Annotated in this window: 11 protein-coding genes and 2 pseudogenes; 4 read left to right on the top strand and 9 right to left on the bottom strand. The window is 65.5% G+C overall.

Annotated elements, in window-relative coordinates:
* Positions 1-209: 209 nt before the first annotated feature.
* Positions 210-1,148: an ornithine cyclodeaminase family protein gene (locus AB0L97_RS37775; RefSeq protein WP_364439664.1), complete on the top strand. Its 939-nt coding sequence runs from the start codon at positions 210-212 to the stop codon at positions 1,146-1,148.
* Between the two features lie 106 nt (positions 1,149-1,254).
* Here AB0L97_RS37775 and AB0L97_RS37780 read toward each other — a convergent pair whose 3' ends face one another.
* From AB0L97_RS37780 to AB0L97_RS37815, 8 genes and pseudogenes are all read right to left on the bottom strand, one after another.
* Positions 1,255-2,028 carry an SDR family NAD(P)-dependent oxidoreductase gene (locus AB0L97_RS37780; RefSeq protein WP_364439667.1) on the bottom strand — a complete coding sequence of 258 codons (774 nt, stop codon included), beginning with the start codon at positions 2,026-2,028 and terminating at the stop codon, positions 1,255-1,257.
* Positions 2,028-2,531 carry an SDR family oxidoreductase gene (locus AB0L97_RS37785; RefSeq protein WP_364439691.1) on the bottom strand — a complete coding sequence of 168 codons (504 nt, stop codon included), beginning with the start codon at positions 2,529-2,531 and terminating at the stop codon, positions 2,028-2,030. The genes AB0L97_RS37780 and AB0L97_RS37785 overlap by 1 nt, the downstream gene beginning before the upstream one ends.
* Positions 2,413-2,790, bottom strand: a complete 378-nt coding sequence (locus AB0L97_RS37790; protein ID WP_364439670.1) for an SDR family NAD(P)-dependent oxidoreductase — start codon at positions 2,788-2,790, stop codon at positions 2,413-2,415. The genes AB0L97_RS37785 and AB0L97_RS37790 overlap by 119 nt, the downstream gene beginning before the upstream one ends.
* Positions 2,787-3,752, bottom strand: a complete 966-nt coding sequence (locus AB0L97_RS37795; protein WP_364439673.1) for a fumarylacetoacetate hydrolase family protein — start codon at positions 3,750-3,752, stop codon at positions 2,787-2,789. The genes AB0L97_RS37790 and AB0L97_RS37795 overlap by 4 nt, the downstream gene beginning before the upstream one ends.
* A gap of 28 nt (positions 3,753-3,780) precedes the next feature.
* Positions 3,781-4,749 (bottom strand): cyclase family protein, encoded by a 969-nt coding sequence (locus AB0L97_RS37800; RefSeq protein WP_364439676.1) that lies wholly within the window; start codon positions 4,747-4,749, stop codon positions 3,781-3,783.
* Positions 4,750-5,664: 915 nt separating this feature from the next.
* Positions 5,665-5,940, bottom strand: coding sequence for an ATP-binding cassette domain-containing protein (locus tag AB0L97_RS37805; RefSeq protein ID WP_364439694.1), 276 nt, complete (start codon positions 5,938-5,940; stop codon positions 5,665-5,667).
* Positions 5,862-6,185: pseudogene (locus AB0L97_RS37810) on the bottom strand (transposase); the annotation flags it as partial. The pseudogene AB0L97_RS37810 and the gene AB0L97_RS37805, both read right to left, overlap by 79 nt.
* Before the next feature lie 196 nt (positions 6,186-6,381).
* Positions 6,382-6,648 (bottom strand): annotated as a pseudogene (locus AB0L97_RS37815) (winged helix-turn-helix domain-containing protein); the annotation flags it as partial.
* Between the two features lie 274 nt (positions 6,649-6,922).
* Between AB0L97_RS37815 and AB0L97_RS37820 the strand changes: the two are divergent.
* The 3 genes from AB0L97_RS37820 (at position 6,923) to AB0L97_RS37830 (ending at position 10,492) form a co-directional block, all read left to right on the top strand.
* Positions 6,923-8,158, top strand: a complete 1,236-nt coding sequence (locus AB0L97_RS37820; protein ID WP_364439679.1) for an IS4 family transposase — start codon at positions 6,923-6,925, stop codon at positions 8,156-8,158.
* A 384-nt stretch (positions 8,159-8,542) separates the two neighbouring features.
* On the top strand, positions 8,543-9,604 hold the full coding sequence (locus AB0L97_RS37825) for a cupin domain-containing protein (protein ID WP_364439682.1): 1,062 nt from the start codon (positions 8,543-8,545) through the stop codon (positions 9,602-9,604).
* 9 nt (positions 9,605-9,613) lie between these two features.
* A complete protein-coding gene (locus AB0L97_RS37830) occupies positions 9,614-10,492 on the top strand; it encodes a fumarylacetoacetate hydrolase family protein (protein WP_364439685.1) in 879 nt (292 codons plus the stop codon).
* A gap of 1 nt (position 10,493) precedes the next feature.
* Here the strand turns inward: AB0L97_RS37830 and AB0L97_RS37835 are convergent.
* Positions 10,494-11,281, bottom strand: a 788-nt coding sequence (locus AB0L97_RS37835) for an aldehyde dehydrogenase family protein (RefSeq protein WP_364439688.1), incomplete at its 5' end; no start/stop codon positions are given.

Here is an 11,281-nt window from a genome sequence, read left to right on the forward strand (position 1 = left end):
ACAAGCGTTCGGCGGCGGACTGGGACAAGGGCATCACCATCATCCATCGAGGCCGGATCTACCCCGACGGTCGCGTGGTGCGCTACCCGAATCCGCTGTTCCTCGACGATGAGACCGTGCGGGCGGTCTTCAGCTGACAGCTGGCCGCGTCCGCCCTGCGTGACGCGTATGCGGACGATGCCGCCCAGACCCGGTTCCCGGCGCGGATCATGGCACGCGGGGAACATGGCTGGCTGCACACCCTCAGCGGAGTCCCCGCCGACATCGGGCTCATGGGCACGAAGATGATCACCGCGGCGCTGGGGACACGCCGCGGGTCCTACCTCATCCCGCTGTTCGACCAGCGCACCGCCGACCTGGCGGCTCTTCTCGACGCCCACTCGATCACCGCCGCCACCTCCGCTCTGGCCACCGACCTACTTCTTCCACCCGGCACAGCCACGGTGGCGGTCATCGGCTCCGGGTTCGAGGCGAAAAACAACATCCGCGCCCTCTTCGCGATCCGGCCCCTCAAAGCCGTCCACGTATACAGCCCCAGGCCGGAGAGTCGCGCCCGGTTCACCACCGAACTCGCCGACCAGCCATTCCCGGTATCGCCCGCCAAGACACCCGAAGCTGCGGTCGCCGAGTCCTCCCTGGTTATCTGCGCCGCGCGCTCCCACGACGAGACTCCCACCCTGCTCGGGAAATGGCTGCACCCCGGAATCACCGTCGTCTCCATCGGATCCACGCTGCCCGAGCAATGCGAAGTGGACACCGACGTGATCGCGCGCGCCGACGTGATCGCGCGCGCCGACGTGCTCGTCGCCGACGTGCTCGTCGCCGACGTGCTCGTCGCCGACGTGCTCGACGAAGTCTTCAACGACACCGGCGACCTGATCGCCGCACGAGCAGCCGGTATCAACGCCGCCAGCCGGGCCACGTCACCGGCCGATGTCGTCGGCGGCCGTCACCCCGACGAAGCGGCGAGGATCAGATCGTCCTCTACAAATCCGTCGGATCCGCCATCCAGGACCTTGCGGTCGCCGCCATGTGCCTGCGCAAGGTTGAAGAGCTCGGGCTCGGTCACCGCCATGTGCCTGCGCAAGGTTGAAGAGCTCGGGCTCGGTCACCGCCTGCCGGTCACCGTCCAACCAGTACCGAAGTGAAAGGCATGCCATGACCATCGCGACCACCGATCCTGGCCTCGCGGATCCGGCGCTGCTGCGCGCGGCCGCCTTGGTAGCCGAGGGCAGGTGAGCACTCTTTCGGTGGTCAGCCGGGAAGCACGGCGGACCAGCCTCCGTCCACGACGAGGTTGGCGCCGGTGACGTAGGAGGCTTCGTCGCTGGCCAGGAAGAGCGCGCAGCGCACGACTTCCTCGGCAGCACCGAACCGGCCAAGTGGGATGTGCCGCGCGATCGCGTGCATGGGATGGTCTGACGAAGTTAGGATTCCCTTGGTTGCCGGGGTGATGACCATCCCAGGGCTGATGCAGTTGGCTCGGATGCCGTGCTTCGCGCCCTCGGCGGCGAGTTGCTTGGTCATCGCCACGACACCGCCCTTGCCCGCGGTGTGCGCGATCCGGGGGTTCGTCACCGATCCCGTGATGCCCGCGGTCGACCCGACCAGCACCACCGCTCCGCCACCGCGAGCGACCAGGTGCGGCCAGGCGTGTTTCGTCACGAGGAAGACGATGTCCAACTCGTTGCGCACGGAAAACGACCAGTCCGCGTAGCTGGTCTCCGCGACCGGCGAGAACCGTGTGGCCGCAGCGTTGTTGTAGACAATGTCGATGCCGCCGTGCTCGGCTGCGGCCCGGCCGACCCAGTCCGCCACACCCGCTTCGTCGGCGAGATCGAGCGGGTGCGTGCTGGTCATCCGGCCACCCGCCACACGGACGAGTTCGGCGGTCTCGGCGGCGCCCTCGGCATTGACATCCGTGCCGACCACCGTCGCACCTTCGGCGGCGAACAACACCGCCGCCGCGCGCCCCTGCCCGCTGGCGGTGCCGGTGATCAGCGCAACCTTCCCGGCCAACCGGCCCATCACACACTCTCCCGGCCCGCGTCGCTGATCGACTTGCTGCCGCCGTGCGCGCTGTAACCGCCGTCGACGGAAATTTCGGCGCCGGACATGAACGACGCGTCATCCCTGATGAGGAAGACCACCAGCGGTGCGACCTCGTCGACGGTGCCCGCGCGGCCGAGCGGGGTCTCGGCGATGCTCGCGGCTCGGAACGCCGGTGCCATCGAGGCACTCATCGGCGTTTCAATGTAGCCGGGATGCACCGTGTTGACACGAATTCCGCGCGGCCCGAGCTCGAGGCAGCTCGCCTTGGCCAGCCCGCGCAATGCCCATTTACTGGCGGTGTAGGCGACCGGATAGTGCCCGGTCAGTGCGGCGGTCGAACCCACGACGACCACCGAGCCGCTAGCGGGCATCAGAGGCAGCACAGACTGGATGCTCAGCAGCGTGCCGCGGATGTTGACGTCGTGGACGCGAGTGAGGTCGGCCGGGTCGAGGTCGGCCAGGCGCGCTCGCCAGGTGATGCCGGCGTTCGCGACGAGTCCGTCGACCCGTCCGTATTCCTTGGGGGAGGTCAGCGGCGAGCGCAGACCAGCCGTCCGCCTCGGTGATATCCAGCTGCCGGTAGTCGATACCTGGCAACTCTTCCACCGGTTTCTCGGTGAGGTCGAGGGCGACAACGGCGGCGCCTTCGGCGGCCAGGAGGCGAGCTTCGGCCGCGCCCTGTCCCTGCCCGGCACCGGTGACGATCACGACCTTTCCGGCCACGCGGTCCCTGGTCACTGTATCCGCTTCCGGGCTCGGGTACGGACACGGGCAGGATGGACGGGTGGCAGGTCCGGGCCAGCGACGACAGTGTTGCGAATGGTCCCGATGCCCTCGACCGTTATTTCGACGACGTCACCGGGCCGTAACGGTGGCGGAGTCTGTTCACCTCGACGGCCCCAGAGCTCGGCCAGGCACCCGCCGTTGCCACAGGTGCCCGAGCCGAGCACGTCCCCGGCGCGGACCCAGGTGCCCCGCGAGGCGTAGGAAACCAGCTCTTCGAACGGCCAGCCCATGTTGGACAGCAGGTCCTGGCCGATCTCCACGCCGTTGACCGACGCCCGCATGTCCAGTTGGAGGAAACCCTCGACGTCGCGATAAGGCTCCAGCTCGTCGGCGGTGACCAGCCACGGGCCGAGCGTGGTGGCCGAGTCCTTTCCCTTGGCCGGGCCGAGGCTGACTTTCATCTCGCGCCGTTGCAGGTCCCGGGCAGACCAGTCGTTGAACACGGTGTAGCCGAAGATCGCGTCCTTGGCCTGCTCCGGCGTCAGTGAGGACCCGTCCCGGCCAACGACGGCGGCGACCTCGATCTCGAAATCGAACAACCGCGAGCCCGAAGGAACCGGAACGTCGTCGTGCGCACCGATCAGCGCATGAGGGTTGGTGAAGTAAAAGGTCGGTGCCTCGTACCACTCCGGGGGGACCCTACCGTCGGACATGCTCTTGGCCATTCCTTCGGCGTGTTCTTCGAAGGCGGCGAAATCGCGAATGGTCGGCGGGGCGAGCGGGGGCAACAGCCGGACCGACTCCAGCGGCAGGGCCGGTCCGTCGAGCGCGGCCTTGCCCGCGATCAGCGCGGCCGGCAGGCCGGTCTGCACAAGGTCGAGCACCGTCGCGCCCGCGGACAGCGCGTGCACGCCGTCGCCGGCGACCACGCCTGCGCGGATGGTTCCGTCGATTTCATAGGTGGCGAAGCGCATCAGAGTTCCTCTTTTCGCAGAAAATGGACTACTTCACGGCGACGGGGGCGACCGGTGCACCGACCGCGCCAGTGACCGGCAGCGGTTCGGCGGTCAGCCAGAACTCGTACACGCCGTCACGCGCGCAGTCCGCGGCGAGCGCGTCGAGATCCCACATCTCACCGAGGAACAAGCCCATGTGCGGGATGACGACCTGGTGCAGCGGCTGGAACGCGTTGTCGAACTCGTTGGGTCGTACCTCGAAACCCCAGGTGTCGGTCGCGATCCCGGCAATCTCGGTGCGGTGCAGCCAGTCCGCAGTGGTGAACGACAGGCCGGGCGAGTCACCCCCGGCGTAGTCGCCCCACCCTTCCCGACGCGCGCGAGTCAGCCGCCCGGTGCGCACCAGCAGCAGATCACCATGGCCGACCCGCGCGGTCTCACCGTGGGCGGTGATGGTGGCTTCGAGATGGTCGGCCGTGATCGCGAAGCCGTCGGGTAGTTCTCCGTCGTCGCCGAGCACCCGGCCGACGTCGAGCAGCACCCCGCGCCCGGCGATCAGGCCCGCCGTGGTTTCGATGCCGGTGACCTGATCGCCCTCACTGGTGACGACGTCCCCGGCACGGCGGCCGTTGTAGGCGATGCCGTGGTCGAAGATGTGCCCGAGCCCGTCCCATTGTGTCGAGGCTTGCAGCGGCATGGACACCGTGTCGTCGGCGCCGCCGATGCCGTGCGGGAAACCCTGGGTACCGCGTTCGGCCTCCAGGCCGGTGGCGAGCATCATGTGGAGCGGGTTGGTGCGGCGCCGCTCGCCTTTCTGCGGACCGTTGGCGTCGAAGCGCTGGGCAAGCGAAAAGCTGGCGCCCCTGCGTACGAGGGCGGCGCCCTCCCGACGTTTCGCCTCGTCCAGGAAGTTCAGCGTGCCGAGAACGTCGTCCCCGCCCCAGCGGCCCCAGTTCGAGCAGCGCTTGGCCGCCGCCGCGATGGCGCCTTCGGGATCGGACGGGTCCGTGGGCACGGGGGGAGTCGAGGGGTGAGGCACGTCGGTTTCTCCTTGATCAACTGAGTCGGCCGTCCGGCACACAAGGCCATCAGGAAAGACGCAATCGGTGATGCGCGAAGTCGCGGTGGAAAAATAGAAAGACGGGATTGGGTCCTTATGTGGCCCCAAACAGGCTGAAGACGTTGTCCACCGGCCTGGCTTGTGAGTACCGCTCCAGCAGGACCTCGTGACCGGCGTGATGGACAGAGAGAGCGGTCGCCGTACCGGCCGGACCACCGCCGATCACCACGGCCCGACCACGCTTGCCGAAGACATACCCGTCATCTCCCTTTCAGAATGTCGCTGATGACAGCCTCCTGCACTCCGGCTCCCGCCGGAAGTGGATTCCCTGGATAGGTGGTATCCGCCTGCGCAATGCGACGGGCCCTGACTCTTATCACTGTCGGCGGGTTGAGCTGAGTAAAATGCGCTGACCTAGCGCCCCAGAAGGATTGGCGATGTAATAGCCCATAGCCCGACTCGCTGATCCCCCGGGCAGGCTGCCCGGGGGGAGCGGGTGCCCGTGGGTCCTCAGCCCGAGGTGTTCGTGCACGAGTTAGTGCCCGTGTTTGCCGGCGATCTGTTCCAGGGTGGGGAGTACCGCCTCGGCCGGTAGCGACAGGATCGCGAGGTCGATGCCGTCCGGTAGATCCTCGATGGATGTGAGGATGGGTCGTTCGCCGAGGGTCCCCGGGGTGCGCCCGACGAGGTGGATCGTTCCCTGGTAGCCGTTCCGCTCCAGGTTGGCGATGATGCCCCGTCACCGCCCCGGGCTTCGCGGCCGCACCGATGACTGCCACCGACTGGGGTTCAGGACTCGTCGAACCGAAGAGTCGTCGGTCGGCCCCCCGTTCGGGACGCGCGGTCAGGGGTGTTCATCGGTTCCTCCAATTACATTAGGTCAACACCATCGAGCTCTACCGTGCCCTGGGAGGGCCGGTACAGGCCGCTCACGCAGTTAAGGGGTGACGTCTTCCCGGCACCATTGGGACCGGGGCGGAGACCGCCCGAGTCGTACAGCTCCGCGATCGCGGTCTCGATGCCGTCGAGGTTGGGGACGTAAACTGCACGCCCGAGCCGCCACTGTGTCAGCGCGGCGACCTTCGGCAAATCCCACATGATCGCGTCCGGCGAGCTACTGCGCAGATATTGATCGAACCCGCCCATCGGCAGCCAGCACCACTCGGGCCAAGCTCGTCGGGGTTGAGGTGCGGCGCGTAGGCCGGCAGATAGTGCAGTTCGATCTGTTCGGCGTGCTCGGCCATCCATTTCTTGGTGGCCTTCGAGCGATGGACGGGATGCCCATCGAGGACGAGATGGATCTTGGTGTCGTATCCGCTGATCAGACGCTGGCAGAAGGCGAGGAACCCGGTGGTGTCGAACCGGCCGGTGAACACGGTGAACCGCATGTCCCCGCGGCGAGATCGCCGACATCGCGTTGAGCGAGAACCGCTTTCCCGTCCTGGTCACCGTCGGAGTCTGCCCGGCCCGGCCCCACGTCGAACCCGACAGATGATCCGGACGCACCCCGACCTGGTCGGCGAACAAAATCACCGCGTCCTCGGATTCGGCGCGTTTCACCAGCGCTGGATAGGTGTCATTCACCCACTCCGCCATCGCTTCGGGATTCGCCTCGATCGCCCGCCGATCAGGGCGCTGGAACGACAATCCCATGCGCCGCAACAGCTCGATCCTCCGACTGTGGTGTCGCTGTGCGATGCGCGCCAACGAGATTCGGCACCTCGGCTCCTGCTCAGTCGGGTCGAGGACCTGATCGGCCCTGTAGAGGGACAGGCGGGCGGTAACCGCGGTGCTGGTGCAACGCAAGACTATGCTTGTTGGATAATTTGGCCGCCTGGACCTCAGGCCGCGCATGCCGCTGCCGGGCCCCGCTCGCTGATTGCGGCAGGGGACGTAGGTGGATTTGGGGCCTCTGGAGCGGATGGTTGCGTTACCTCACGCCTCGGAGGGGCAATCTGGCGAGAGTGCCGCGTCTTAGCTTAGGCTTACCCGTCACGGAACCGTCGCCGTGGTGCGCGTGGTCTATTGGTCGGTCCGGGGCGGACCCGACGAGTCGCGAGCGGGCGGAGGCCCTGCTGAGGGGCGCGGCTAAGCACAATACCGTTTACTTAGTGTTATTCTTGGCTGTGTGCCGCGTGTGGGTTGGGTGAAGCCGGACAGCGATCAGCGGTTGTCCGATCACATCTCGTTGGGAGTTCTGACCAGGGTGTTTCCATCCGAGATCATCGATGAGGTGCTGGTCGAGTGCGACCGGGTCGAACGCCGCAATCGTTTGTTGCCAGCGCGTGTGATGGTCTATTACGTGCTCGCGCTCGCGCTGTTCGCATCCTGTTCGTACGAGGAGGTCATGCGCAAGCTGGTGGCCGGGCTGGAGTGGGTATCGGGGTGGTCGCATCGGTGGTCGATTCCGACGAAGGCGGCGCTGTTCCAGGCCCGCAAACGGCTGGGCTCCGAGCCGCTGCGCGTGCTGTATGAGAAGGTGGCGGTTGCACTGGCTGATCCGCAGGTCCCCGGCGGTTTCTATCGGTCCTGGCACCTGATGAGCATCGACGGGTTGACCCTGGACGTACCGGACACCGACGCCAATGTCGAGCACTTCGGCCGGCCGCCGTCCTCGCGGGGCGGCGGCCGTGGCGGGGCGTTTCCACAGGTGAGGGTGGCGGGTCTGGCCGAGTGCGGGTCGCATGCGATCGTCGATGCCGCGATCGGAAGGTATGGCCAGGGTGAGCAGAGTCTGGCCGAGTCGCTGCTGCGGTCGCTGCGGCCGGGGATGTTGCTGTTGGCCGACAGGGGGTTCTTCAGCTACCGCCTGTGGGATCTGTGCCGAACCACCGGCGCGGACCTGTTGTGGCGGATGAAGTCCAACGCTGTGCTTCCCATCGAAAAACGTTATGCCGACGGATCTTTCGCTTCCCACGTGTATCCCGGGACCAAGGCACGCCGCAACCACACCGACGCGATCGCCGTTCGCGTCATCGAGTACACCCTCGATGCCACAACCCCCGACGGCGAACCCATACCTGGCGCGGAACCCACGACCTACCGCCTACTCACCACCATCACAGACCCCGAGGCCGCGCCTGCCGACGAACTGGCAGCGTTGTATTCGCAACGCTGGGAGATCGAGACAGCCTTCGACGAGTTGAAGGCCCACCAGAAGGGAGCGGGGGTGGTGCTGCGATCGAAGATCCCCGACGGTGTGATCCAGGAAGTCTATGGACACCTCTGCGTGCACTACGCCATCCGAACGCTGATATATTCGGCGGCAACAGCTTCCGGTCACGACCCCGACCGGATGTCGTTCACCCGCACACTCCGGGCCGCTCGCCGCACCACCGCGAGCCACCCGGGCTTTTCCCCCTGACACACGCAGCGACGCCGACCGATGCGTCACCGCGGAAATCCTGCACGAACCGCTCCCGCCGCGACGAGCCCGCACCAACCCCCGAGTGGTCAAACGCAAGATGTCCGTATTCCACGTCAAACACCCTCACCACTGCAAAGCACCCTGCATCCAATCCGGGGAGCTAGCCCACCACCTCAAACCTAAGTAAACGGTATTGCGGCTAAGCATATACATCGCTCTAGGCATTCACGGCGAGTCGCAAGAGGTTGTTTACTTGCAATGTATGTCTGTATAGACTTACATATCGTCCGGGTCGGTACGAATGTGGGTGCCCGACGACGGATCTCGCCAGTCGCGGCCGGCGGCACTGAACGCTGTATCGCCCACAGAAGGGAGAACCGGGTGACCACCCGTGACATCGAGGTGGGTTCGGACCGCGCCAGCGTCGACCCGTACAACGCTATTCAGGAACTCGGTACGGCACCGCTGTGGCGTTATTACGGCAACGTGCTGCCCAAGAAGCCGGAACCGAAGGCAGTTCCTTACATCTGGAAATATGCGTCACTGCGCCCGCATCTTCTGCACTTCCTCGAGACGCTCTCCCTCGAAGAAGCGGAGCGGCGGGTGCTGATGCTTGTCAATCCGGGCATGACCGAGCCTCCCGCCACAAGTACCACGCTCTATGCCGGCCTTCAAATCATCGGCCCGGGCGAGACCGCCCAGGCGCATCGTCATACCTCGAACGCATTCCGCTATGTCATCGAGGGTTCCGGGGCGTACACGACAGTGAATGGTGAACGGGTCCATATGCGCCCGGGTGACCTGCTCCTCACGCCGAACTGGCACTGGCACGATCATTATCATGAGGGTGAGGGGCCTATGGTATGGCTGGACGCGCTCGACTACCCGCTGACCACCAACTGCCTCGATGTGAACTTTTTCGAGCTTTATGGCGAGCGTTCTCAGAAGAGTTCGGTCCCGGACGACCTATCGTCGCGACAGTTCATTCACGGCCAGCTTTCTCCCGCGTGGGAGGTCGCTTATACCGAGGCCTCGCCGATCGGTAACTATCCCTGGTCCGAGACTCAGCGCGCGTTCGCCGCGATTGCGGACGATGCCACGGGCAGCGCAACCGAAGGCGTTCTGTTGGAGTACAAGAACCCGATGACCGCCGGCCCGGTGCTACCTACGATGGGCTGCCGGGTGTCCAGGCTTCGTCCAGGCTTCCGGGGCGTACCGATTCGGCGGACGTCGAGCACGATCTACCACGTCGTCGGCGGGTCAGGCGTCGCCGTCGTCGGCGACGAGCGCCTGGACTGGACGGATAAGGATGTCTTCGCGGTCCCACCCTGGCACTCCTTGGAACTCCGCAATGCCAGCGACACCGAGGATGCATACCTGTTCAGCTACACGAACGAGCCGGTGCTTCGGGCGCTGGGTTTCTTCCGCGAGAAACAGGCCTGAGGAGGATACGTGCGCTTTATTGTCTTCGATAAGGATCGGTTGGGTTTGCTGGAAGGTGATGAGGTCGTCGATGTCACCTCGCTCCTGACAGTTTCTCCGGGCCCGGCCGGCCCGCTTCATCGGCTGATCGAGCGCGGCGAGACGGTGGAGTGGTCGCCCGATCAGCTCAGTGATTTGCCGCGCCGGAAGCGGTCGGAAATCACCTGCACTGCTCCGTTCCCGCGCCCGCCCAAGATCATCGCTGCACCGGTCAACTATCTCGACCATAAGGCCGAGATGGCCTACGTCCGTTCGATAGCCGAACTCGGAATTTTCTTGAAGGCCTCCTCCTCGGTTATCGGCCCGGGGGAACAGGTGCGTTTGCCCTACAGTGACATTCGCATCGATCAGGAGGGCGAGCTGACGGTGGTGATCGGGAAGACGGCTCACGAAGTCCCGGTGGAGCGAGCGCTGGAACACGTTTTCGGCTATACGTGCGGGTTGGATATGTCCGTCCGGTCCACCGAGGATCGGTCGACCCGCAAGTCGTTCGACACCTTTACCCCGCTCGGCCCGGTCGTCGTGACCGCTGACGAGATCCCTGATCCGGGGGCCTTGTCATTGGAGACGAGAGTCAACGGCAAGGTTCGTCAGCAAGCTTCGACGCGCGATCTCATCTTCGGTGTAGCCGAGTTGGTGGCGTATGCCAGCTCGGTCATGACGCTGTGGCCGGGCGACATCATTCTCACCGGCACGCCGGCAGGAGTCGGCCCTGTGGTGGACGGCGACTCGATCGAAGTAGAAATCAGCGAGATCGGGACCCTCGCGGTGACAGTCACGTCGTCGTCGGCCCGTCCGTATACCCAACGGCCCGGCCTTCCAGCATCCGTGGAGGGTACAGCGCCTTAACTCAGTGATAGATGGATATGAGGTGCTGGTAGGAGGCGAGTGCTTCGGGGCCGTATTCACGACCGATCCCGCTGGCCTTGACGCCGCCGATCGGTGCTACGGGGTCCGGGAAGTAGGTGTTGATGCCGAAGGACCCGGTCTGTACCCGGCGCGCGATCTGCATGCCACGGTCGAGGTCCGAAGTCCACACGGGGCCGCGGAGCCCGTATTCCGAGTCGTTGGCGATCGAAACGGCTTCGTCCACGTTCTCGTACGGGAGCACTGTCAGCACCGGTCCGAAAATTTCCTCGCGGGCGATCGTCGCGTTGTTGTCAACGCCATCGAAGACGGTCGGTTGCACGAACCAGCCGCGTTCCTGCGCCTCGGGACGGCCCCCTCCCGTGACGATCCGGCCGCCCTCGGCCTTGCCTTTGGCGATGTAGTCCTCGACCCGATCACGTTGGCGCTGCGAGACCATCGGCCCGATTTGCGTCGGGGGATCGAGCGAATCCCCGACGACCAGCGAGTCGGCGAACTGCTTCATCACCTCGACGACTTCGGCGTATCTGATGCGGGGTGCGAGAATGCGTGTGCTCAGGAAGCAGGTCTGCCCGTTGTTGAGCATCGTGGCCATGAACAACTGCTGCCCGATCTGAGCGAGGTCGAGCTCGGCGTCGTCCAGGACGATCGCGGCCGACTTGCCGCCGAGTTCCAAGTGGCCGGTCCCCGATGACGGGACCACCCGGTCTTTGAGTCCGGGTTGTATTCGATCCAGTTTCAGTTGGTGGTGCAGGCCACCGGGTGGTGGCG

Origin of the sequence: Nocardia sp. NPDC051911 (genome assembly GCF_040681035.1) — a bacterium.
GTDB classification, from domain to species: domain Bacteria; phylum Actinomycetota; class Actinomycetes; order Mycobacteriales; family Mycobacteriaceae; genus Nocardia; species Nocardia sichangensis.

What these genes read in the sequence shown, in the direction of transcription:
- AB0L97_RS37775 (WP_364439664.1), top strand. Translation starts at nt 210, where the DNA reads ATGGCACGCGGGGAACATGGCTGGCTGCACACCCTCAGCGGAGTCCCC.
- AB0L97_RS37780 (WP_364439667.1), bottom strand. Translation starts at nt 2,028, where the DNA reads ATGGGCCGGTTGGCCGGGAAGGTTGCGCTGATCACCGGCACCGCCAGC.
- AB0L97_RS37795 (WP_364439673.1), bottom strand. Translation starts at nt 3,752, where the DNA reads ATGCGCTTCGCCACCTATGAAATCGACGGAACCATCCGCGCAGGCGTG.
- AB0L97_RS37805 (WP_364439694.1), bottom strand. Translation starts at nt 5,940, where the DNA reads ATGGGCGGGTTCGATCAATATCTGCGCAGTAGCTCGCCGGACGCGATC.